Below are 23467 nucleotides of genomic sequence, written 5' to 3'. Positions count from 1 at the left end.
TTAGGGCCCACGCCATTGGCGTGGGCCCTTTTTTGCGTTTTGGGCAGGGCTCCGGCCCGCCCCTGCTATTCAAAGACGTCCAGCAGCTTTCAATGCCAAATACGCGTCAGCCAGTGCCGGAGCCAGTTCGTCAGGCGTCGCGTCCACGACCGTAACTCCATGGCGGCGGAGTTGTTCTGCGATGCGATGGCGTTCGCTTTGGGCGTGGGCGGCCGCTGCGGATTCGTAAATGGCATCGATGTTGCCGCGTGCCGTGGCCATGTGGGCGATATGCGGGTCCGCGACGGATGCCAGCAGAACCGTGTGGCGCTGAGTGAGCCGGGCGAGGACGGGAAGCAGGCCCTCTTCGACGGGGGCTGCGTCGAGGGTCGTCAGCAGCACGATCAGGGAGCGGCGGGGGGCTGCCCTGAGTGCAGTGGCCGTAAGCCCTCGGGAGTCTGTTTCGACGAGCTCGGGTTCGAGTGTCGCCATCGCGTTGACCAGCGACGGGAGGACGTCGCCTGCCGCGCGGCCCTGGACGAGGGCGCGTACCCGGCGGTCGTGGGCGAGCAGGTCGACGCGGTCGCCGGCGCGGGATGCCAAGGCGGCCAGGAGCAGGGCCGCGTCCATTGAGGCGTCCAGGCGTGGGACGTCGCCGACGCGGCCGGCCGAGGTACGGCCGGTGTCAAGGACCAGGAGGATGTGCCGGTCGCGTTCGGGGCGCCAGGTGCGTACGGCGACCGTGGCCTGGCGGGCGGTGGCGCGCCAGTCGATGGAGCGGGTGTCGTCGCCGGGGACGTACTCGCGCAGGCTGTCGAATTCCGTGCCTTCGCCGCGGGTGAGGACGCTGGTGCGGCCATCGAGTTCGCGTAGGCGGGCGAGCTTCGACGGGAGGTGCTTGCGGCTGGTGAAGGGGGGCAGGACGCGTACCGTCCAGGGGACTTTGTGGGTGCCCTGGCGGGAGAGGAGGCCGAGAGGGCCGTACGAGCGGATCGTCACGCGGTCTGCCTGGCGGTCGCCGCGGCGGGTGGGGCGTAGGCGTGTGGTGATGCGGCGGCGTTCGCCTGCGGGGACCGTGAGGTGGTGGCGGGAGGCGGCGATCTCGGTGCCGGGTTGCCAGCTGCTGGGGGGCCAGGCATCGCGGAGGTTGGCCCGGAGCAGGCGGCGGGACGGGTTGGTGACCGTGAGGGTGACGTCGGCCTGCTCGCCCAGGCGGGCCGAGGTGTCTCCGGAGCGGGTCAGGCGAAGGTGTCGTACCGGCGCTGCCAGGGCGAAGTCACACGCGCAGGCCAGGGCCAGGGGGGCGTTCACGGCGAGGAGGCTCGTGAGGCCGGGTTCCCAGATGCCTACGGGGAGGGAGCCGAGGGCCGCGAGGAGCGCGGCGCGTCCGGTGAGGGCCATCAGCGGGGGACCGGGACGTGGGCGAGGATCGCGTTGATGACCGAGTCGGCTGTCACGCCCTCCATTTCGGCCTCCGGGCGGAGTTGCACGCGGTGGCGGAGGGTGGGGAGGGCGAGAGCCTTCACGTCGTCGGGGATGACGTAGTCGCGGCCGGTCAGCCAGGCCCATGCGCGTGAGGTCGCCAGGAGGGCGGTGGCGCCGCGTGGGGAGACGCCGAGGGTGAGGGACGGGGACTCCCGGGTCGCGCGGCAGATGTCGACGACGTAGCCGGTGATTTCGGGGGAGACGGCGGTCTTGGCGACGGCAGTGCGTGCGGCTTCGAGGGCCGCCGGGCCGGCCACGGGGCGTAGGCCGGCGGCGCGCAGGTCGCGTGGGTTGAAGCCCTCGGCGTGGCGGGTGAGGACGGCGATCTCGTCCTGGCGGGAGGGGAGGGGGATCGTGAGTTTGAGGAGGAAACGGTCCAGCTGGGCCTCGGGGAGGGGGTATGTGCCCTCGTACTCGACCGGGTTCTGGGTTGCCGCGACCAGGAAGGGCTCGGGGAGCGGGCGGGGGGTGCCGTCGACGGTGACCTGGCGTTCCTCCATGGCCTCCAGGAGGGATGACTGGGTCTTGGGCGGAGTCCGGTTGATCTCGTCGGCGAGGAGGAGGTTGGTGAAGACCGGGCCGGGCTGGAAGGAGAACTCTGAGCTGCGGGTGTCGTAGACCAGGGAGCCGGTCACATCGCTCGGCATCAGGTCCGGTGTGAACTGGACGCGCTTGGTGTCGAGTTCGAGTGCGGAAGCGAGCGCGCGGACGAGCAACGTTTTGGCGACTCCGGGGACTCCTTCAAGGAGAACGTGTCCGCGGCAGAGGAGGGCGACGACGAGGCCGGTCACGGCGGGATCCTGGCCGACCACGGCCTTGGCGATCTCGGCGCGCAGGGCCTCCAGGGCGGCTCGGGCGTTGCCCGCGTCCCCGGTCGGCCCGGCGTTGTCAGTGGTCGGGTCCATCATGGACGGCGTACCTCTCTTTCGAGGGCGTCGAGTTGGTCGGCGAGGGCGATGAGGGCCGCGTCGTCGCTGGGCGGCGGGCCGAAGAGGAGGGTGTGCAGGGACTGTCCGTCGCCGTTGAGGTGGGCGGACAGCGCGGGGAGCAGGGCTTCGGGCGTGTGTGCCTGGGCGACGGTGACGCCTACGAGGGGGGCGAGGCGGGTGCGGGTGGTGGAGCGAAGAGCGGCGGCCGCGCGGTCGCGGGCGTCCGCCTTGCGGTAGAGGCGGGCGCGGCCTTCGACGGTTTCGGAGGCGCGGATCGCCACGGGGAGATTTTCCGGCACGAGAGGGCCGAGTCGGCGTGCCCGCCAGAGGGCGGCCAGGGCTGCCGCGATGAAGAGCTGAAGTGTGCCCCAGAGCCAGCCCGAGGGGATCAGGTCGAAGAAGCCGCGCTCGCCCTCGGTGTCGGCGGCGGTGGAGTCGGAGAGCGAGGGGAGGTACCAGACCAGATGAGGGCGGGAGCCGAGGAGTTGGAGGGCGAGCGAGGCGTTGCCCTGCTCGCCGAGACGGTCGTTGAAGAGGATGTCGGGCGCACCGATGACGATGGTGTCGCCGCCCTCGGACGCCGCCGGGACGCGTACGAGGGTGGCCAGGCGCTCGCTGGGGTAGCACTCGTCGGCATCGACCTGGAGGGCCGTGTAGCGGATGCCGCCCGTGTCGGCGTTGCCCGCGCGCCGGGCCGCCGGCAGGTTGCAGCGAGGGGGCAGCGCCGAGTCGAGGCTGGTGGCGGGGTCCGCGATGACGCCTGGGGCGAGCCGCTCGACGGACCAACTGCCGGCGGCGACGAGGACAGTGCGTCCGCCGGAGGCGTCGGTCGCGGAGTGCAGCTGCGTCTGTTGACGCGGGGTCAGCAGGTCGGGGTCGGCCACCAGGAGTGTGGTGTCCGGGCCGGCCGCGGCGCGGGCCTCGTCCAGGGTGGTGACCACGCGCGTGTCGACGCGGCGGTCGGCGAGCAGTTCGGCGACGGCGCGGCTGCCGTAGGGGTCGGCGGAGCGCGGGTCGAGTCGGCCGTGCCGGGTGTCGGACTGGATCACGGCGATCGCGACGGCCCCGACCAGGAGCAGTACGAGGGCGAGCAGGACGCCTCGCGTGCGGGTCCACACCTGGCGGGTGGTGGGCGAGGCCGAAGTGGAGGGGAGCGTGGCCTCGGTGGTCATTCGGCGGCTCCCTGGCGGGCATTCTGGGCCGTGCTGTGGGCGCTGCTCGTGAGCACCGGCTTGGTCCGCTCCAGATCGCGGTCGAGTTCGGCGATGCGGTGGTACGACCGCTCACTCGCCGAGCGTCCTCCGTATGTCACGTCGTCGAAGTCCCGGGCGGCGGCGCGCAGCCGGTCCGCGTCGGAGGGCAGGGCGCGGCCTGCTTCCGCGGCGGCCTCGTCGGCCGTGCGGCCTGGGCGGACGTCGAGGAGGGCGCGTTCCTCCAGGGCGCGGACGATGGCGCGCATGCGTTCCTGGAGGGCTTGGTTCCAGTGGCCCTGGGCGGCGTGTGCCTCGGCGGCCGCGCGGTGTTCGGCGGCGCTGCGGGGGCGGTCGTCGAACAGGGCGGCGGCGGAGACGGGTTCCCGGCGCGGGGTGCCGAAGCGCCACCACATGGCCCCAAGGGCCGCGACGACGACCAGGATGACGACGACCAGGCCCAGTGTTCCGCCGGGAGTCACGGCCGAGGCGGAGTTGAACAACTCGCCGACCCAGTCCCAGAAGGAGTCCAGGGCGCGCTGGAACAGGCTGGGTTCGTTCTCGTGGTACATCCGTTTGGACAGCTCGCGTCGAGCCGCCTCCTGCGCGGGGTCGCGCGGGATGGTCAGCGGCGGCTCGTCGTCGGAGCGCGACAGCGCCGAGGCGTCGCCGACGCGCAGCAGGGCCCGCACGGCAGCGTCGGCGGCGCGCGCCGGTACGGCCGTGAGAACTCCCCCCGTCAGGCTCACCGCATCAGCTCCCCAGGGTGGGGCCGGGGGCGCCGGCGCCGTAGTCCTGGACGCCGGCCGCGCGGGCCAGCTCGAGGTCGAGGGCCTCGCGGCGGATGCGCTGGTCGATGTAGAGGAGCACGGTGACGCCGGCCGTGATCGGGAACGTGATCATGGAGCCGATCACCGATCCGACGCCGCTGACGATGAGGAACGTCCAGCCGAGGTCGCTGCCGCCGGTGTCGAGGAAGTTGCTGACGCCGCCTCCGCTGACCGCAGCGCCCAGGAAGGTGAAGGGGATGACGACGATCGACGCGACGATGTTCGCGATGATCGTGGCGAGCAGCTGGATGCCGAAGACCCGCCACCAGGAGCCGCGGACCAGCTTCGCGGAGCGGCTCATCGACTTCACAATGCTCTGCTTCTCCAGCATCAGCGCCGGCGAGGCAAGGGAGAAGCGGATCATCAGCCACAGGGCGACCACGCCTGCGGCGAGGCTGCCCAGGATTGCGAGTGCGGCACCGGCGTCCCCTGCGCCTGCCGCGGCCGCGATGATGCCGGGCGTCGCGCCGGCGAAGATCACGCCGAAGGCGATGAGCAGCAGCAGGAAGATCAGGCCGAACAGCTTCGCCATCTGCGGGCGGGCGTCGCGCCAGGCCTCGCCGGTGGTCACGGACTTGCCGAGCACCGCCCGGCTGGTGACGGTCGTGAGCAGGGCGGTCGCGGCGATGGTGCCGATCAGGGAGATCAGGAAGACCACGCTCGTGTTGAGCATGGTGTCGCCCATGGCGCGGGTCAGCTCGTCGAGGCTGGCGCTGGGGTCGTTGAGGGCCTCGGTGCTGGCGCGGTCGTCCAGGACGAAGCCCTGGAGCAGGATGACGATGATCTCCGTGAGGACGGCGACGGTCAGCGAGATGCCCAGAACCGTGCGCCAGTAGGTGCGCATGGTGGAGACGGCGCCGTCGAGGATCTCACCCACGCCGAGCGGGCGGAGCGGGATCACCCCGGGCTTGGCCGCGGGCGGGGGACCACTCCAGCCGCCTCCCCAGCCGCCGTATCCGCCGGGAGCACCGGGCGCTCCGTAGCCGCCACCGTAACCGCCGGGGCCGCCGGGTGGCCGGCTGCCCCAGCCCGGGCCGGGCGGAGGCGGAGGCGGTGGCGGGGCCTGGCCGGGGCCGGTCGGCGGTGCGGTGGGCGCCGACCACTGGGAAGGTGGCGGCTGCTCCTTGGACCACTTCGAGCCGGAGCCCGTCGCATCCGGGTCTGGCTGGTCCACGGGCTGATCGGGGCCGGGGCGGTCGGCGGGCTCGGCAGGGCCCGATGCGCCGGGCTGCTGTCCGTCGGACGGGGCAGATCCGGGCGAGGCCCAGCCCGGAGTGTCGTTCATCGTCGCTCCTTCACGGTGCCCGTTCCGCGGTCGCGGCGGCAGGTTGGCAGCCATCGTGCCATGGGGTGGTCGACGAGTGACCGGCCGCGGTATGGGGTGGGCACCTTCAATTGTCCGCCGGATAAGGGGCAGACTGACCGCATGGCTGATCAGTACGCGCAATCCGGCGAGGACAACCAGTCGACCGAGATACCGGCGATCCGCTGGGAAGAGCCACCCGAAGGTCCTGTGGTGGTCCTTCTCGACCAGACGAGACTGCCGGCCGAGGAGGTCGAACTGGTGTGTACGGACGCCCCCGCGCTGGTGGAGGCGATCCGCTCACTTGCCGTGCGCGGGGCGCCGCTGCTGGGCATCGCGGGAGCGTACGGGGTCGCGCTGGCTGCCGCGCGTGGGTTCGACGTGGCCGACGCCTCGTCCGCGCTGGCGAGCGCCCGGCCCACCGCGGTGAACCTCGCCGTCGGGGTGCGCAGAGCCGAGTCCGCCTACCGGACCGAGCTCAGCAGGAGCGGCGATCCGGGGCAGTCCGCCCGGGCGGCGCTGGCCGCGGCGCGTGCGCTGCACCAGGAGGACGCCGAGGCCAGTGCGCAGATGGCCGAGAAGGGGTTGGCGCTGCTGGACGAACTGCTGCCCGGCGGCGGGCACCGGATCCTCACGCACTGCAACACCGGACGGTTGGTGTCGGGCGGTGAGGGGACGGCGTTCGCGGTGGCGCTCGCCGCGCATCGGGCGGGCCGGCTGCGGCGGCTGTGGGTGGACGAGACGCGCCCGCTGCTGCAGGGCGCCCGGCTGACGGCGTACGAGGCGGCAGGCAGCGGCATGGCGTACACCTTGCTGACCGACAACGCGGCGGGTTCGTTGTTCGCGGCCGGGGAGGTGGACGCGGTGCTGATCGGAGCGGACCGTATTGCGGCCGACGGCTCGGTGGCGAACAAGGTGGGGAGCTATCCGCTCGCGGTGCTCGCGCGCTATCACCATGTGCCGTTCATCGTGGTGGCGCCCGTGACGACGGTGGATCCTGACACCCCGGACGGGGCTTCCATCGAGGTCGAGCAGCGTGCCGGGCACGAGGTGACCGAGTTGACGGCACCCCAGGTGCCGGTGGCCGGAGCGGAGGCGGGCGGCGGGGTTCCGGTGGCACCGCTGGGGACGCAGGCGTACAACCCGGCGTTCGATGTGACACCGCCCGAGTTGGTGACGGCGATCGTCACCGAGGAGGGCGCCGTTTCACCCGTGACGGCCGAGGCTCTGGCCGAGCTGTGTGCCAGGTCCCGTCAGGTGACGCTCAGCTAGGGGATGTTTTGCGACTCGGTGAGGAAGGGTGGTGTGGATCCCGTTCGCGTCAGCGTTCTGAAGAGGGGGCCGCTGGCCCGGGGCAGACAGTGACGGTTGGATACGACTATCGTCACGGGCCAGTGACGTGCCTCACCAGTACCTTCGCCAATGTTACGAGAATGGGATGATGTCGTTTATGAAGGGACGAGTCCTTGTCGTCGACGACGACACCGCACTGGCCGAGATGCTCGGCATTGTGCTGCGTGGTGAAGGTTTTGAGCCGTCTTTCGTGGCCGACGGCGACAAGGCGCTGGCTGCTTTCCGTGAGGCCAAGCCCGACCTGGTGCTGCTCGACCTGATGCTGCCCGGCCGGGACGGCATCGAGGTGTGCCGCCTGATCAGGGCGGAGTCGGGTGTGCCGATCGTGATGCTCACGGCCAAGAGCGACACCGTCGATGTCGTCGTGGGCCTGGAGTCGGGCGCCGATGACTACATTGTGAAGCCGTTCAAGCCGAAGGAGCTCGTCGCCCGTATCCGGGCACGGCTGCGGAGGTCCGAGGAGCCGGCGCCCGAGCAGCTCACCATCGGTGACCTGGTCATCGACGTGGCGGGGCACTCCGTGAAGCGGGACGGACAGTCGATCGCGCTGACGCCGCTGGAGTTCGACCTGCTGGTCGCGCTGGCCCGCAAGCCGTGGCAGGTGTTCACTCGCGAGGTCCTGCTCGAGCAGGTGTGGGGCTATCGGCACGCCGCCGACACCCGCCTTGTCAACGTGCACGTACAGCGGCTGCGTTCCAAGGTCGAGAAGGACCCGGAGCGGCCGGAGATCGTGGTGACTGTTCGTGGTGTCGGTTACAAGGCCGGGCCGAGCTGACATGTCCGGGGACAGTGCCGCTTCGGCGCCCGGCAAGCCCGGGGCCCGCGCGGGGCGGCCTGTCGGCCGGAAGGTGACGGGCTCCCCCTGGGGGCGTTTCCTGGACGGCGGGCTGCTGCAGGGCGGAGTCCAGGGCAGCCCCGTGCTGCGCCTGTTCATGCGCTGGGTGCGTCGGCCACTGCTGCCCGTCATGCGGCTGTGGCGGCGGAACATCCAGCTCAAGGTTGTTGTCACGACGCTGCTGATGTCGCTGGGCGTCGTCCTGCTGCTCGGCTTCGTCGTCATCGGGCAGGTGCGCAACGGCCTGCTGGACGCCAAGGTGAAGGCCTCACAGAGCCAGGCCACCGGCGGCTTCGCGGTCGCCAAGCAGAACGCCGACGAGACGACCAGCGGGACCGTCGACGACGCCACCACCGCGGACGGCCGTCCCGCGCAGAACGTGATCGAGTGGATGAGCGACCTCGTCTCCTCGCTCTCCAGCGGCGGCCAGGGCGCCTTCGACGTCGTCACGCTCCCCGTGGGCGACGACACCGGCGGTGGGCGCGGGCCGCGCGCCTCGGGCTACGTCGACCCGTTCGCGAGTGTCCCCGAGGACCTGCGCGAGCGCGTCGACACCAGCACCGCGGCGGCCCAGAGCTACACCCGCATCATCTACAACACCGACAAGGAGTCCCAGCCGGCCCTGGTCATCGGCAAGCAGGTCAACGACCCGAACAACGACCCGTACCAGCTGTACTACCTCTTCCCGCTCACCCAGGAGGAGAAGTCGCTGAGCCTGGTCAAGGGGACGCTGGCGACGGCCGGGCTGTTCGTGGTCGTCCTCCTCGGGGCCATCGCCTGGCTCGTGGTACGTCAGGTCGTCACACCCGTACGGATGGCCGCGGGCATCGCCGAGCGGCTGTCCGCGGGGCGCCTACAGGAACGTATGAAGGTCACCGGTGAGGACGACATCGCGCGCCTGGGCGAGGCCTTCAACAAGATGGCGCAGAACCTCCAGCTGAAGATCCAGCAGCTGGAGGACCTGTCGCGGATGCAGCGGCGGTTCGTGTCCGACGTCTCGCACGAGCTGCGGACGCCGCTGACGACCGTACGGATGGCCGCCGACGTCATCCACGAGGCGCGGGAGGACTTCGACCCCGTGACCGCGCGGTCGGCGGAGTTGCTCGCCGACCAGTTGGACCGGTTCGAGTCACTGCTCGCCGATCTGCTGGAGATCAGCCGCTTCGACGCGGGCGCGGCAGCGCTCGAGGCCGAGCCGATAGACCTCAGGGAGGTCGTACGGCGGGTCCTCAGTGGTGCCGAGCCGCTCGCCGAGCGCAAGGGCACGCACATACGGGTCGTCGGCGATCAGCAGCCCGTCGTCGCGGAGGCGGACGCCCGGCGCGTGGAACGCGTCCTTCGCAACCTCGTTGTCAACGCCGTGGAGCACGGCGACGGCAAGGACGTCGTCGTCAAGCTCGCCGCGGCGGGCGGGGCGGTCGCTGTGGCGGTGCGGGACTACGGCGTCGGGCTCAAGCCCGGCGAGGCGACCCGCGTGTTCAGCCGTTTCTGGCGGGCCGACCCGGCACGCGCGCGTACCACCGGTGGTACGGGCCTGGGGCTGTCGATCGCCCTGGAGGATGCGCGGCTGCACGGTGGCTGGTTGCAGGCATGGGGTGAGCCGGGGGGCGGCTCGCAGTTCCGGCTGACGCTGCCGAGGACCGCGGACGAGCCGCTGCGGGGCTCCCCGATACCGCTGGAGCCGAAGGACTCGCGACGAAATCGCGGACTTGATGACGCCGGTCTGCCACACGGCGGCGGGGAGAAGGCCGTGACCGTTCCGGCGCAGCCGTCGGGCGAACAGGGGCCGCCGATGCCGATCGCGTCGCGGCTGGCCGCTGTGGCCCCGACGGCCGACCCGACGGCGCTGCCCGGCAACGGCGCGCGCGTGGTGCCCCGGCCGACTTCAGGCGCCCGACGACAGGACGACACGCCCACTCCGGGCGGGCGGGGCAGCGAGCCCTCGGACCGCGCGGACGCCGGGGCGCAGGACGTGGAACAGCAAGGGGAGGCATCTCGTGGGCGCTGACCGCGAGGGGGGCGCGCGGCGTCGGCCGGTGCACGCGGTGGCGTACGCCGCCTGTGGTGCCGTACTGCTGGCAGGATGCGCTTCCATGCCCGACAGCGGGGATCTGCGCGGTGTCGAATCCACCCCGCGCCAGGACTCACAGGTGCGGGTCTTTGCGGTGCCGCCCTCCGAGGACGCTCAGCCCCAGCAGATCGTGGACGGTTTCCTGGAGGCGCTGACCAGTGACGATCCGCGCTATGAGACGGCGAGCAAGTACCTGACCGCAAGGGCCGCGAAGAAATGGCGGCCGGAGGCCTCCACGACGGTCCTCGCGAGCGCGCCCGACACCACGCCCGACCCGGGCACCCGCGAGGACACCGACTACTTCTCCTTCACGCTCAACGGCACCAAGGTCGCCGCGGTGAACGGGCAGCAGGCGTATGCGCCGGCCCGCGGGAGCTACAGCCAGACGGTGTACCTGGTGCGGGAGAAGAAGACCAGGCAGTGGCGCATCGACGGCCTGCCACCGGGCGTCGTCATGGGCCGGTCGGACTTCCAGCGCAACTACATGTCCGTCGAAAAGTACTTCTTCGCCTCGAACACGGCGGTCGGGACAGCCGTGCAGCAGCCCGCGGCGGTCGCCGATCCTGTGTATGTACGACGGCACGTGGACCCCATGACGCAGATGGTGCGCTCCCTGCTCAACGGGCCAACCGCCTGGCTCAAGTCGGTCGTCAGGTCGAGCTTCCCGACCGGTACGACGCTGAAGAAGGGCGTCACCTCGCTGACACCGGACGACCAGAACAAACTGACCGTCCCGTTGAACGAGAAGGCCGCGCGGGTCGGTCTGAGCAAGTGCGACGAGATGGCGGCCCAGATCCTCTTCACCCTGCAGAACCTCACCCCCGCGGTCGACGAGGTCGAGCTGAAGGCGGGCAACGCCCAGCTGTGCACGCTCACCGAGGACAGCGCCGATGCGGTCGCCGCGCGCGGCGAGGTGAAGCGCGCCGAGTACCTGTACTTCGTCGACGGCAAGCACCGGCTCGTGCGCATGGCAGCCGGCAGCAGCGACAAGAAGCCCGAAACGGTGCCGGGCGCGCTGGGCGAGGGTGACACCGAGCTGCGGTCGGTGGCGGTCTCGCGCGACGAGAACAGGGCGGCCGCGGTCACCGCCGACGGCAAGACGCTGTACGTCGGCTCGCTGGTGTCGGGCAGTTCCCTCGGCGATCCCGTGCTGCGCAGTGCGGGCACCTCGGTGGACGACCGGTTGACGACGCCCAGTTTCGACACTCAGGGCGACCTCTGGGTGGCCGACCAGGATCCCGACGACCCACGGCTGGTCATGCTGGAGGACGGCGCGGGCGAGCCGATCGTGGTGAACGCGCCGGAGCTGGACGGCCGTATCGAATCGGTCCGGGTGGCCGCCGACGGGGTGCGGATCGCACTCGTCGTCGAGAAGGACGGCAAGCAGTCCCTGCTCATCGGGCGAATCGAGCGGAGCGGGAAGGTGGGCGAGAGCCAGTCCGTCTCCGTCTTCGGACTGCGGTCCGCAGCACCGGAGTTGGAAGAGATCACGGCCATGTCGTGGGCCGGCGACAGCCGGCTTGTGGTCGTCGGGCGCGAGGAGGGCGGCGTGCAGCAGATGCGGTACGCCCAGGTCGACGGCTCCACCCCCGAGCTGCCGGCGCCCGCCGCCCTGACCGGCGTCAAGGAGATCGCCGCGTCCGAGGACGACCGGCTGCCGCTCGCGGCGTACTCAGAGGACGGGATCGTACGGCTGCCGTCCGGTGCGCAGTGGCAGAAGGTGATCACGGAGGGATCAGCGCCGGTTTATCCGGGGTGAGGTTTTTCGGGGGCGGCGGACCCTGGTGCTACGTGCTCCGGTGCTCCGGCCGTTCCCGCGATACGGCCGTCCCGTCGGCGTTCGGAGTTATCCACAGGGAGTTATCCACAGGGGTGGCCGCGTGCCGCTGGTGTTGGCACAGTGGTGGGCATGCGGGGGTGGTGGCAGGACCTCACCGACCTGGTGCTGCCGGCCGAGTGCGGAGGCTGCGGACGGCCTCGTACGGTGCTCTGCCCGGAGTGCCGTGCAGCTCTGAGCGGGGCCGCACCGTGCCGGGTGCGACCGGTGCCGGCGCCGCCCGGGCTGCCGACGGTGCACGCGGCGGCCCGGTACGCGGACGAGGTGCGGGCGGTGCTGCTCGCCCACAAGGAACGGGGCGCACTGGCACTTGCGGCACCGCTGGGCACGGCCTTGGCAGAGGCCGTGCGGGCGGGGCTGAGCAGGGCCCAGATGCGGGACAGCCGGTCTGTGCTGCTGGTTCCCGTGCCGTCCGCACGTGGGGCGGTGCGGGCTCGGGGGCATGATCCGGCACGGCGGATCGCGCTTGCGGCGGCGGGTGAGTTGCGGCGGGGCGAGATGCCGGCGCGGGTGGTCTCCGTACTGCGGCAGCGGCGGGTCGTGGCCGACCAGGCGGGGCTCAACTCCCGGCAGCGGCTGGACAATCTCACGGGCGCGCTGGCGGTGGCGCCGGGCGGCGCACGGCTGCTCGCCGAAGGCCCGGTCGTGCTCGTCGACGACCTGATGACGACGGGCGCCTCCCTGGCGGAGGCGGCGCGTGCCGTACGGGCGGCGACGGCGGAGGCGTGGGGAGGAGCGGACGGGACGGCTGGGTGCAGCGGGGTAGACGGACCAGGAGTGTATGGAACGACGGCCGCGGCGGTGTATGCCGCGGTGGCTCGGGAAGGGTCAGAGGAACGAAGGGCTGGACCAATGGACGAGGCGGCGGACCGAAGGCACGGAGTGCCGCGAATGGCGGGCGAGCACCGGGCCGATGCCATGATCTGCGCAGCTGTGGTCGCGGCCTCGCCGGATTCTTTCGAAATGAACCGGAACTGACGGTGAACATGCATCGTTGCAGGTAATGAGAGGAGCAATTCACCTGAACGGAGGTACGCCGCGGTAGAGGGTGACGGCATCCGTCCAGGCGAGATATGTTCGGTTGTGAGGGAAAGGCCCAGGCCATACCTCGCATATCCGAATGCCGCGCCGCGGGTTTTGCGCAATCAGCCGCGGCGGTGGGGTGGAGATCTTGCCCGCGGGGGAGGAGGAGGTGAACGTCACCGAGTCCGAGGTTCCGGGCTCACCGGAACCTGGTGCAAAAGGGAGACGCTCCGCCGCTGAAGCGGAGCGATCCGGGAACGGAGTTCTGCGTGGACATCGTCGTCAAGGGCCGCAAGACCGAGGTGCCCGAGCGGTTCCGCAAGCACGTGGCCGAGAAGCTGAAGCTGGAGAAGATCCAGAAGCTCGACGGCAAGGTGATCAGCCTCGACGTCGAGGTGTCCAAGGAGCCGAACCCCCGACAGGCCGACCGATCGGATCGAGTGGAGATCACGCTCCGCTCCCGCGGTCCGGTGATCCGGGCGGAGGCGGCGGCCAGCGATCCGTACGCGGCACTCGACCTGGCGGCGGAGAAGCTGGATGCCCGGCTGCGCAAGCAGCACGACAAGCGCCACACACGCCGGGGCGCGCGACGGCTCACCGCAGCCGAGGTCCCCGACCACGTTCCGGGCGCGGCGACGCTCAACGGGAATGGCCACACCGTCCACGACGATGACTCGGACGGCGTGCCCGTCAAGAAGATCGGCTCGCTGGAAGTGAAGGGTGAAGGCCCCCTCGTGGTCCGCGAGAAGACCCACGTCGCCTCCCCGATGACCCTCGACCAGGCCCTCTACGAGATGGAACTGGTCGGGCACGACTTCTACCTGTTCGTCGACTCCGAGACGAAGGAACCGAGCGTCGTCTACCGGCGCCACGCGTACGACTACGGAGTCATCCACCTCAACACGGACCCGATGGTCACCCAGGCGCAATCTCCCGCGGCAGGCAGCACGCTGGGTGGCTGACCCACCCGGCCGACACACCCGACGGGTGCCCCTGGAGCGCGTGTGCGCCCCCAGGGGCACCCGTGTGCGACCACTTCGCGCCCCGCTCTGTCACCTCAGTGTCGTCCGGGCATGGAATCATGGCCCCACCGGCCCAACCGGTGGGCCGGTGCCTTGGGTTGGCGATGGCACAGGACCAGCCACAGCCTTCAGGGGGAGGAACGATGGCGGACAGCTTCGGACCGATGCATGACGGGGACGCCGACGACGGCGTCGTCGGCATGGGCCCGGACACGGGCTCACCACGTAAGGAGCCGATCCGCGTCCTGGTCGTGGACGACCACGCCCTCTTCCGACGCGGCCTGGAAATCGTGCTCGCGGCCGAGGAGGACATCCAGGTCGTCGGAGAGGCGGGCGACGGCGCGGAGGCGGTCGACAAGGCCGCGGATCTGCTGCCGGACATCGTCCTGATGGACGTACGGATGCCCAAGCGGGGCGGAATCGAGGCGTGTACCTCGATCAAGGAAGTGGCCCCCAGTGCCAAAATCATCATGCTGACCATCAGCGACGAGGAAGCCGATCTCTACGACGCCATCAAGGCGGGCGCGACCGGCTATCTCCTCAAGGAGATCTCGACGGACGAAGTGGCCACCGCCATTCGCGCGGTGGCCGACGGTCAGTCGCAGATCAGCCCTTCCATGGCGTCGAAGCTGCTCACCGAGTTCAAGTCGATGATTCAGCGGACCGATGAGCGTCGGCTGGTGCCCGCACCGCGGCTTACCGACCGCGAACTGGAAGTGCTCAAGCTCGTTGCCACGGGGATGAACAACCGCGATATCGCCAAGGAGTTGTTCATCTCCGAGAACACCGTGAAGAACCATGTGCGCAACATCCTGGAGAAGCTTCAGCTGCACTCCAGGATGGAGGCGGTTGTGTACGCGATGCGGGAGAAGATCCTCGAGATCCGCTGAGGATCACGCCAGTATGCGGATGAGCTCCTTTGTGAGGGGCTCGCGCAGCTGCGGGGTGTCCACGCGCTCCACGCGTACATCCGTGCAGTCCACCCAGCTCGCCGCCTCGGCCAGGGCCTGGGCGAGGGCCGGGATCGACTTCGGCCCGTCCAGGGTGACCTGCTTGGCCACCAGGGTGCGGCCCTCACGGGCCGGGTCGACGCGGCCGATGAGCCGGCCGCCGGCCAGCACCGGCATCGCGAAGTAGCCGTACACCCGCTTCGGCTTGGGGACGTAGGCCTCCAGGCGATGGGTGAAGCCGAAGATCCGCTCGGTGCGCGCCCGTTCCCAGATCAGGGAGTCGAAGGGGGACAGGAGCGTGGTGCGGTGGCGGCCGCGGGGAGGTGTCTCCAGAGCTGCCGGGTCAGCCCAGGCCGGTTTGCCCCAGCCCTCGACCGTGACCGGCACCAGGCCCGAGTCGGCGATCACCTCGTCCACCTGGTCGCCCTTGAGGCGGTGGTAGTCGGCGATGTCCGCGCGGGTGCCGACGCCCAGGGACTGGCCGGCGAGGCGGACCAGTCTGCGCAGGCACTCGGTGTCGTCGAATTCGTCGTGCAGCAGGTCGTCCGGGACCGCGCGTTCGGCCAGGTCGTAGACCCGCTTCCAGCCGCGGCGCTCCACGCAGACCACCTCGCCGTACATCAGCGCGCGCTCCACGGCGACCTTCGAGCCGGACCAGTCCCACCACTCGCTGGTCTTCTTCGCGCCGCCCAACTCCGTGGCAGTGAGGGGGCCTTCGGCCTTCAGCTGCTTGATCACCTGGTCGTAGGCGCCGTCCGGGAGTTCGTGGTTCCAGTGCGGGCGGTTGCGGTAGGCGCGGCGGCGGAAGGCGAAGTGGGGCCACTCCTCGATGGGGAGGATGCAGGCGGCGTGGGACCAGTATTCGAAGGCGTGCGGTCGTACCGGAGGCGTGCCGGGGGACGCAGGCTTCCAGTAGGCGCTCTCGATGGTCTTGCGGCCCACCCCGCCCAGGCGGGCGTACGGGATGAGTTCGTGGGAGCGGGCCAGGACGGAGATGGTGTCGAGTTGTACCGCGCCGAGGTGGCGGAGGATGCCGCGGACGCCGGATCGGCGGTCGGGGGCGCCGATGAAGCCCTGTGCGCGGAGGGCGAGGCGGCGGGCGTCGTCTGCCGACAGTTCCGTGGTCGGGCGCGGGAAGGTCGTCATGGTTCCGCACGATAGGCGGTGGGACTGACAGTGGGGGGTGACCTGCGGGTTTGATGCCCGGCGCGGGTGCGGGCCTTGTGGTGTCCCGCCCCCGCCGCCCTTACCCGTCCCATCCTGGGGTTGCGCCCCCAGACTCTCGCCATCGGTCTGAACGGCCTCGTCCTCAAAGGCCGGACGGCTCCGAGGATGTCGCTGTCGGCAGGTAAGGCGCCGTTGAGGGCAGGCCCAAGTCCGACGGGAGCAGGGAGCCCACCCAGCAGTCGCGGCGTACGCCTTTGTTGTTGAGGGCGGAGCGGAGGGTGCCTTCGATGGTGAAGCCGGCGCGTTCGGCGACGGCGCGGGACGCTGTGTTGCCCACCTCTGCTCGCCATTCGATGCGGTCGATCGAGACGTGGGTGAAGGCCCAGCGGGCGGCGGTGAGGGTGGCCTCGGTGGTGTAGCCGTTGCCGCGGTGTTGTTTGGTGGCCCAGAATCCGATCTCGGCGACGCCCAGGGAGCGCATGGTGATGCCGAGCATGCCGGCCAACTCCCCTTCGGGGAGAAAGATGCCGAAGGTGAACATGGAGCCGTTCGTCCAGCCGTCGGGAGCGAGGTGTTCAGTGAAGCTCTCGGCGTGTTCGGGCAGGTAGGGCGAGGGGATCGTGGTCCAGCGCTGGATGTCGGGGTCCTGGGCGGCGGCGTACACGGCGTCGGTGTCCTGCGGGCCGACCGTGCGCAGGACGAGACGGCCGGTGGTCAGCGTGACGGGTTCCATCCGCCGATTCTGGTCGGGATCTCGACGAAGACGCCATCTTTTAGCGGTGAGTGAGCGGGTGATCACAGTTCGCGCAATTCGTCGGTGTGACACGGCACCATCCATGGGCCCCGGCCGTTGTCCCCAATGAAGAGTATTGAAGAGTTGTGCAGCAGCGGACAGTCGCAGTCGCGGCAGGCCTCCCGGCGTGCCGGGGTCCTCGCATACGATGGCCGTTGCTCAGTCAAGTCAAACGGAAACCGACCGTCCCAGGCCCGACCGGCAAGGAGACCAAGCCCCGTGTCCGTCCTCTCGAAGATCATGCGTGCAGGCGAAGGCAAAATCCTGCGCAAGCTGCACCGCATCGCGGACCAGGTCAACTCCATCGAAGAGGACTTCGTCGACCTCTCCGACGCCGAGCTGCGGGCCCTCACCGATGAGTACAAGCAGCGGTATGCCGATGGTGAGAGCCTGGACGACCTGTTGCCCGAAGCGTTCGCGACCGTACGCGAGGCCGCCAAGCGCGTCCTCGGCCAGCGGCACTACGACGTCCAGATGATGGGCGGCGCGGCCCTGCACACCGGCTACGTGGCAGAGATGAAGACCGGTGAGGGCAAGACCCTGGTCGGCACCCTGCCCGCGTATCTGAACGCCCTCTCCGGAGACGGCGTCCACATCATCACGGTCAACGACTACCTGGCCGAGCGCGACTCCGAGATGATGGGCCGCATCCACAGGTTCCTGGGCCTGTCCGTCGGCTGCATCCTCGCCAACATGACGCCGGCCCAGCGCCGCGAGCAGTACGGATGCGACATCACGTACGGCACGAACAACGAGTTCGGCTTCGACTACCTGCGCGACAACATGGCGTGGTCCAAGGACGAACTCGTCCAGCGCGGACACAACTTCGCCATCGTCGACGAGGTCGACTCCATCCTCATCGACGAGGCCCGTACGCCGCTGATCATCTCCGGCCCGGCCGACCAGGCCACCAAGTGGTACGGCGACTTCGCCAAGCTGGTCACGCGCCTCAAGCGCGGCGAGGCGGGCAACCCGCTCAAGGGCCTCGAGGAGACCGGCGACTACGACGTCGACGAGAAGAAGCGCACGGTAGCCATCCACGAGTCCGGTGTCAGCAAGGTCGAGGACTGGCTGGGCATCGACAACCTCTACGAGTCGGTGAACACGCCGCTGGTGGGCTACCTGAACAACGCCATCAAGGCGAAGGAGCTCTTCAAGAAGGACAAGGACTACGTCGTCATCGACGGCGAGGTCATGATCGTCGACGAGCACACCGGTCGTATCCTCGCCGGCCGCCGCTACAACGAGGGCATGCACCAGGCGATCGAGGCGAAGGAAGGGGTGGACATCAAGGACGAGAACCAGACCCTCGCCACGATCACCCTGCAGAACTTCTTCCGCCTCTACGACAAGCTCTCCGGCATGACCGGTACGGCGATGACCGAGGCCGCCGAGTTCCACCAGATCTACAAGCTCGGCGTCGTCCCGATCCCGACCAACCGGCCGATGGTCCGCGCGGACCAGTCGGACCTGATCTACCGCACCGAGGTCGCGAAGTTCGAGGCGGTCGTCGACGACATCGCCGAGAAGCACGAGAAGGGCCAGCCGATCCTCGTCGGTACGACGTCGGTCGAGAAGTCCGAATACCTCTCGCAGCAGCTCTCCAAGCGCGGTATCCAGCACGAAGTGCTGAACGCGAAGCAGCACGACCGTGAGGCGACGATCGTCGCCCAGGCCGGCCGCAAGGGCGCCGTGACGGTCGCCACGAACATGGCCGGCCGTGGTACGGACATCAAGCTCGGCGGCAACCCCGACGACCTCGCGGAGGCGGAGCTGCGTCAGCGCGGCATCGACCCCGAGGAGCACATCGAGGAGTGGGCGGCCGCTCTGCCCGCCGCCCTGGAGCGGGCGGAGAAGGCCGTGCAGGCGGAGTTCGAAGAGGTCAAGGACCTCGGCGGGCTCTACGTCCTCGGCACCGAGCGGCACGAGTCGCGTCGTATCGACAACCAGCTGCGCGGTCGTTCCGGCCGTCAGGGCGACCCCGGCGAGTCCCGTTTCTACCTGTCGCTCGGCGACGACCTGATGCGTCTGTTCAAGGCCCAGATGGTCGAGCGCGTGATGTCGATGGCGAACGTCCCGGACGACGTGCCGATCGAGAACAAGATGGTCACACGTGCGATCGCATCGGCCCAGTCGCAGGTCGAGCAGCAGAACTTCGAGACCCGTAAGAACGTTCTGAAGTACGACGAGGTCCTCAACAGGCAGCGCGAGGTCATCTATGGCGAGCGTCGCCGCGTCCTGGAGGGCGAGGACCTGCACGAGCAGGTCCAGCACTTCATGGACGACACGATCGACGCATACGTCCAGGCCGAGACCGCCGAGGGCTTCGCCGAGGAGTGGGACCTGGACCGGCTGTGGGGCGCCTTCAAGCAGCTCTACCCGGTGAAGGTCACCGTCGACGAGCTGGAGGAGGCGGCCGGCGACCGGGCCGGGCTCACCGCCGAGTTCATCGGCGACTCCATCAAGGACGACATCCGCGAGCAGTACGCGTCGCGTGAGACGCAGCTCGGCTCCGAGATCATGCGTGAGCTGGAGCGGCGGGTCGTGCTGTCGGTCCTGGACCGCAAGTGGCGCGAGCACCTCTACGAGATGGACTACCTCCAGGAGGGCATCGGCCTGCGCGCGATGGCCCAGAAGGACCCGCTGGTCGAGTACCAGCGTGAGGGCTTCGACATGTTCACCGCCATGATGGAGGGCATCAAGGAGGAGTCCGTCGGCTATCTGTTCAACCTGGAGGTCCAGGTCGAGCAGCAGGTCGAGGAGGTCCCGGTCGAGGACGCCAAGCAGCCGACCCTGCAGAAGCAGGACGCGGTGCCGGCGCAGGCGGGGTCCCGTCCCGAGATCCGCGCCAAGGGCCTGGAGGCCCCGCAGCGGCGCAACCTGCACTTCACCGCGCCCACCGTGGACGGCGAGGGCGGCACCGTCGAGGGCGACTTCGACAGCGACGAGGAGACCGCCGGGGTGCGCTCCGAGTCCGACGGCCTCACGCGCGCGGAGCGCCGGAAGCAGTCGCGGGGCGGGCGACGCCGCAAGAAGTAGCGGACGCCTCGGGCGAGCGGCAGCGATCGGGCCGGCCGACGTGACGGCAGCTTCATGAAGTGAGGCCGAGTTGTGCAGGGCCGGACATCCGCGAGGGTGTCCGGCCCTTCGGCTTGGGCGGGCCTCAGTCGCCGTCCGGCTGCGGTGTGCGAGGGCCGTCCAGCTCCAGCGCTGTGCAGCGCCAGCGAAGGTCCGGGCCCTTCTCCAGGCGGAAGGCCATCGCGCGCAGCTGGTCGCCGGCGCCGATGCGGGCGAAGGCCTCGACGGCGCCGGAGTGGACGATGTAGTAGCCGATGTCGCGGACGATGGGGCGTGTGCCGCGGGTGCGCAGGAGACCGTGGTCCGCGAGCCGTGCCAGTTCGTCGTAGGCCCGGCCCGCGGTGTGCCCGAGCATCCAGTGCACGGGGCGCTGGCCGCTCAGGACGAGCAGCAGGCGGTCGGCGAAGACGTCGGTGGGCCGGGGGCGCGGGACCGCCCTGCGCGGCGTCTGGGGCGGTACGGCGGGCGGTGCGGTGACAGAGGTCGTACGGGCCTCGCTGTCCGCTGTCGTACGGGCTGACGGCCTCGGTGTGCGGGGCGGAGTGCCGCCGGGGCGGCGGGTGTCGCGGCGGCCGGGCGGGCGGGTGCCCGGGTGGTGGTTCGCCCTGGTCATGACCTTGTTCATGGATGTCCCCGCTCGGTGGGCCCGGGGGTACCGGGCAGTAACTTGGTGGTGGGGATCTTGTACGGGGCGGCGGACGCCCTGGGCAAGGAAGCGCGGACCCGGGTGGGGGTGGTCGCCTTGTTCACTTATCCGGGTGATTCGGGGATGTCGCGGCCCATGATTACGGGGGTGCACCGGGTGAGTTCCGGGCGCAAGGTGGACGCTCCCCGAGGCGAGGGCAGGAACCCGAAAGGGGACGCCCGCACGTATCCTGAAGGCCCTCCGGGAGACGCGGGACTCGCCCTCCCGGGTCTATTGCGGAGCCCTCGACCATCGACCACGAAAGCGGCCAGTCATGCGCGTCTACGTCCCCCTGACCCTCTCCGGTCTCGCCGAGGCGTACAAGACGGGTGAGTTGGGGGCCGGGCCGCTCGTGGCCTATGCCGTCACGCCCGCGTTGCGCGAGTGGTACCTCTCCGACGACATCGAGGAACTGGAGTACGCGGCGCTGAGCCGGGCCGGGCTGGCCTCGCTGCGGCTGCTGGCGGCCGACCCAGGGGCGGTACGGCGCAGGGTCGTGGTCGCTGTCGACGTACCCGACGGTGCCGCGGTCGCCGACCCCGACCGGGGACTCGATCCGGTAGCACTGGGCGAGGTGCGGATCGGTGGGGCCGTACTGCTGGCCAAGGCGGCGGCGGTGCATGTCGATGCCGGGGACGCGGAGGTGGACGTGGCCGCCGCGGCGGAGGCGCTTCACGCGGCGGACGGTGGGGACGACGACGCGCAGTTCGTCGTGGACGGGGCCGATGACCACGAGCTGCTGTGGTACGCGACGCAGGAGATTCCGAACCTGGTGGGGCTGGGGGACTGAGCAGCGGGGCCGCCCCGGACTGCGGTAGTCGGGGTTTGGCATTCGGGCTGTGGCACCCGGACTGCGGTACCGGGCTTTGGTGCTCTCTGACCCTTTGACCTGCCGTTTGACCTGCCGATCTCTTGATTGTCAGTGGTGGCGGGTACGGTTTTTGGCATGGGGATGCAGACGGACGCACACATTGTCTGGGACTGGAACGGGACGCTGTTCCGCGACAACGACGCGATCATCGGGGCGACGAACGCGGCCTTCGCCGAGCTGGGGCTCGAGCCGATCACGATGGAGGAGTACCGGGCGCTGTACTGCGTGCCGGTGCCGAAGTTCTACGAGCGGCTGATGGGGCGGCTGCCGACCGAGGCCGAGTGGGAGGTCATGGACGAGACCTTCCATCGGTACTACACCGAGCACCGGGTGACGTGCGGGCTCACCGAGGGGGTGGCCGAGTTGCTGGTTGGCTGGCTGTCGGCGGGGCGCAGCCAGTCGCTGCTCAGCATGTACGGCCATGACGAACTCGTCCCCTTGGTGCGGGGGTTCGGGATCGAGCCGCACTTCATACGGGTCGACGGGCGGACCGGGCCGTCCGGGGGCAGTAAGGCCGAGCACATGGAGCGGCACCTCGGGGCGCTCGCCGGCGTGGACCCCGCTCGTACGGTGGTGATCGGGGACGCCGCGGATGACGCGGTGGCGGCGCGGCATGTGGGTGCGCGGGCCGTGTTGTACACCGGGGGGTCGCACAGCAGGAAGAGTCTGGAGGAGGTGGGGGTGCCGGTGGTGGACACGTTGGGGGAGGCGGTTGTGGTGGCGGAGCGGTTGGCTGCGTGACGCCTGCGGCGGGCGTGCGGGTGGGGTGGCTCAGCTGCCGGGCGGTGAGGCCGGCTCGGGTGGTTGGGTGATGCGGGTGACTCAGGTCGTGGGGTGGTGAGTTGGCTCAAGCCGTCGGGTGGTGCGGGTGACTCACGTCGCCGGGGCCTTTGCGCGGAGCACGGTGAGGAACTCTCGCATCCAGCCGGGGTGGTCCGGCCAGGCGCGGGAGGAGACCAGGGTGCCGTCCACCACCACCTCGGCGTCCTGGAAGGTGGCGCCGGCGGCCTGCATGTCCGGCTCCAGGGCGGGGTACGCCGTGACGCGGCGGCCTCGGAGGCTCTCCGTCGCGGCGGTGAGGAGGGGGCCGTGGCAGATCTGGGCGACCGGTTTGTCGGCGTCGAAGAAGGACTTGAGGATCTTGCGGAGTTCGGGGTCGTTGCGGAGGTACTCCGGGGCTCGGCCGCCAGGGATGACGAGGGCGGCGTACTGGCCGGGGTCGACCTCGGCGAAGGCCAGGTCTGCGGGCCAGGTGTAGCCGGGCTTCTCGGTGTAGGTGTCGAAGCCGGGTTCGAAGTCGTGGACGACGAACTGGAGCTTTTTGCGGGTGGGGGCGGCGATGTGGACGTCGTAGCCCTCTTCGCGGAGGCGTTGGTAGGGGTACAGGACTTCCAGGGACTCGGCTGCGTCGCCGGTGACGATGAGGATCTTGGCCGACATTTGCTGCGCTCCCATCGAGGGTGGGTTCGGCTTCGGCGGGTGTTATGGGCAACGTGCCTCGGGGTGGGGGCGTTGCCAAGGGGGGCGGCGGGTTGAGGTGCGCGGGGTTGGTGCCGGCGTGGGGTGGGTCGCTGAGCCCGGCTCTTGTGGGTACTGCGGGTTGGTGCCGGCCGGGGGTGGGTCGCTGAGCCCGGCGCTTATGGGTACTGCGGGTTGGTGCCGGCCGGGGGTGGGTCGCGCAGCCCGGCGCTGACAGGGTGCCGCTGCCCTTCTTTGGGTCGGGAGCCGTCCCGGGCGACAGGACTGCCCACAGCTGGACGGCGGGCACCGGCCGCCCACAGCTGAGCGGGGCGGCTCTCCGGAGCTGAACGGCGCCCGCGTCATGCCGTCGGACAGCGCCGCGTATCCCCAGCGTAGGTGCGCCCGCACCCTCCCGCCCCCGGTGCTGCTGCGCCTGCGGCTTCCCGCCCGCCCCGCTGCACCCGCGCTCCCCCGGCCCTGCTGCTCCGGCGCTCCCGCCTCGGGCGCTGTTGCGCCTGCGGGTTTTCGCCCTGGCCCGCCGCCCCGTGGCCTCCTGGCCTCTGGCCCCGCTGCGTCTGCGACCTTCCGCCCCCGGTGCTGCTGCG

General features: G+C 70.2%; 19 protein-coding genes. 10 read left to right on the top strand and 9 right to left on the bottom strand.

Features of this window, described 5'->3' with window-relative positions:
• Positions 1-69: 69 nt before the first annotated feature.
• Genes KCH87_RS47700 through KCH87_RS47680 form a run of 5 tightly spaced genes read right to left on the bottom strand, consistent with a single transcriptional unit; the run spans position 70 to position 5698 of the window.
• Complete coding sequence (locus tag KCH87_RS47700) at positions 70-1380, bottom strand: DUF58 domain-containing protein (RefSeq protein ID WP_210594289.1); 1311 nt, start codon at positions 1378-1380, stop codon at positions 70-72.
• Positions 1380-2369, bottom strand: a complete 990-nt coding sequence (locus tag KCH87_RS47695) for a MoxR family ATPase (RefSeq protein WP_210594287.1) — start codon at positions 2367-2369, stop codon at positions 1380-1382. Before KCH87_RS47695 ends, KCH87_RS47700 begins: the two co-directional genes overlap by 1 nt.
• On the bottom strand, positions 2369-3565 hold the full coding sequence (locus KCH87_RS47690; RefSeq protein WP_210594286.1) for a DUF4350 domain-containing protein: 1197 nt from the start codon (positions 3563-3565) through the stop codon (positions 2369-2371). The genes KCH87_RS47695 and KCH87_RS47690 overlap by 1 nt, the downstream gene beginning before the upstream one ends.
• Positions 3562-4332: a DUF4129 domain-containing protein gene (locus KCH87_RS47685; protein WP_210594285.1), complete on the bottom strand. Its 771-nt coding sequence runs from the start codon at positions 4330-4332 to the stop codon at positions 3562-3564. Before KCH87_RS47685 ends, KCH87_RS47690 begins: the two co-directional genes overlap by 4 nt.
• A 4-nt stretch (positions 4333-4336) precedes the next feature.
• The gene (locus KCH87_RS47680) at positions 4337-5698 is read right to left on the bottom strand and encodes a glycerophosphoryl diester phosphodiesterase membrane domain-containing protein (protein WP_210594284.1); all 1362 of its coding nucleotides are present in this window, start codon (positions 5696-5698) and stop codon (positions 4337-4339) included.
• Positions 5699-5839: 141 nt separating this feature from the next.
• On the opposite strand from KCH87_RS47680, the gene mtnA reads away from it, so the two are divergent.
• The 7 genes from mtnA to KCH87_RS47645 all read left to right on the top strand — a co-directional run bounded on the left by mtnA (position 5840) and on the right by KCH87_RS47645 (position 14747).
• Positions 5840-6988 (top strand): S-methyl-5-thioribose-1-phosphate isomerase, encoded by a 1149-nt coding sequence (mtnA, locus tag KCH87_RS47675; protein ID WP_210594283.1) that lies wholly within the window; start codon positions 5840-5842, stop codon positions 6986-6988.
• Positions 6989-7154: 166 nt separating this feature from the next.
• Positions 7155-7844, top strand: coding sequence for a two-component system response regulator MtrA (gene mtrA, locus KCH87_RS47670; RefSeq protein WP_005316841.1), 690 nt, complete (start codon positions 7155-7157; stop codon positions 7842-7844).
• Between the two features lies 1 nt (position 7845).
• Positions 7846-9912, top strand: coding sequence for an MtrAB system histidine kinase MtrB (mtrB, locus tag KCH87_RS47665; protein WP_210594281.1), 2067 nt, complete (start codon positions 7846-7848; stop codon positions 9910-9912).
• Positions 9902-11734, top strand: a complete 1833-nt coding sequence (locus tag KCH87_RS47660) for an LpqB family beta-propeller domain-containing protein (protein WP_210594280.1) — start codon at positions 9902-9904, stop codon at positions 11732-11734. The genes mtrB and KCH87_RS47660 overlap by 11 nt, the downstream gene beginning before the upstream one ends.
• A gap of 150 nt (positions 11735-11884) precedes the next feature.
• The gene (locus tag KCH87_RS47655; protein WP_210594279.1) at positions 11885-12790 is read left to right on the top strand and encodes a ComF family protein; all 906 of its coding nucleotides are present in this window, start codon (positions 11885-11887) and stop codon (positions 12788-12790) included.
• 314 nt (positions 12791-13104) lie between these two features.
• Positions 13105-13797, top strand: coding sequence for a ribosome hibernation-promoting factor, HPF/YfiA family (hpf, locus tag KCH87_RS47650; RefSeq protein WP_374199108.1), 693 nt, complete (start codon positions 13105-13107; stop codon positions 13795-13797).
• A 203-nt stretch (positions 13798-14000) separates the two neighbouring features.
• Positions 14001-14747: a response regulator transcription factor gene (locus tag KCH87_RS47645; RefSeq protein WP_210594278.1), complete on the top strand. Its 747-nt coding sequence runs from the start codon at positions 14001-14003 to the stop codon at positions 14745-14747.
• A 3-nt stretch (positions 14748-14750) separates the two neighbouring features.
• On the opposite strand, the gene KCH87_RS47640 is transcribed toward KCH87_RS47645, so the two are convergent.
• Positions 14751-15953 (bottom strand): winged helix-turn-helix domain-containing protein, encoded by a 1203-nt coding sequence (locus tag KCH87_RS47640; RefSeq protein ID WP_210594277.1) that lies wholly within the window; start codon positions 15951-15953, stop codon positions 14751-14753.
• Positions 15954-16116: 163 nt separating this feature from the next.
• Complete coding sequence (locus KCH87_RS47635) at positions 16117-16707, bottom strand: GNAT family N-acetyltransferase (RefSeq protein ID WP_210594276.1); 591 nt, start codon at positions 16705-16707, stop codon at positions 16117-16119.
• A 279-nt stretch (positions 16708-16986) separates the two neighbouring features.
• Here KCH87_RS47635 and secA point away from each other — a divergent pair, with 279 nt between their 5' ends.
• A complete protein-coding gene (gene secA / locus KCH87_RS47630) occupies positions 16987-19806 on the top strand; it encodes a preprotein translocase subunit SecA (RefSeq protein ID WP_210594275.1) in 2820 nt (939 codons plus the stop codon).
• A gap of 124 nt (positions 19807-19930) precedes the next feature.
• Here secA and KCH87_RS47625 read toward each other — a convergent pair whose 3' ends face one another.
• A complete protein-coding gene (locus tag KCH87_RS47625; protein WP_210594274.1) occupies positions 19931-20470 on the bottom strand; it encodes an Rv3235 family protein in 540 nt (179 codons plus the stop codon).
• A 334-nt stretch (positions 20471-20804) separates the two neighbouring features.
• Here KCH87_RS47625 and KCH87_RS47620 point away from each other — a divergent pair, with 334 nt between their 5' ends.
• A complete protein-coding gene (locus KCH87_RS47620; protein ID WP_210594273.1) occupies positions 20805-21320 on the top strand; it encodes a hypothetical protein in 516 nt (171 codons plus the stop codon).
• A gap of 156 nt (positions 21321-21476) precedes the next feature.
• Entirely contained in the window at positions 21477-22142 is a 666-nt protein-coding gene (locus tag KCH87_RS47615; RefSeq protein WP_210594272.1) for an HAD family hydrolase, read from the top strand.
• Positions 22143-22274: 132 nt separating this feature from the next.
• On the opposite strand, the gene KCH87_RS47610 is transcribed toward KCH87_RS47615, so the two are convergent.
• Positions 22275-22841, bottom strand: a complete 567-nt coding sequence (locus KCH87_RS47610; protein ID WP_210594271.1) for a DJ-1/PfpI family protein — start codon at positions 22839-22841, stop codon at positions 22275-22277.
• Between the last annotated feature and the right edge of the window lie 626 nt (positions 22842-23467).

It is taken from the genome of Streptomyces sp. GESEQ-35 (assembly GCF_017948485.1).
GTDB lineage: Bacteria > Actinomycetota > Actinomycetes > Streptomycetales > Streptomycetaceae > Streptomyces.
Note: the sequence above shows the minus strand (reverse complement) of the source record. Positions and strands in the feature narration are given on the sequence as shown.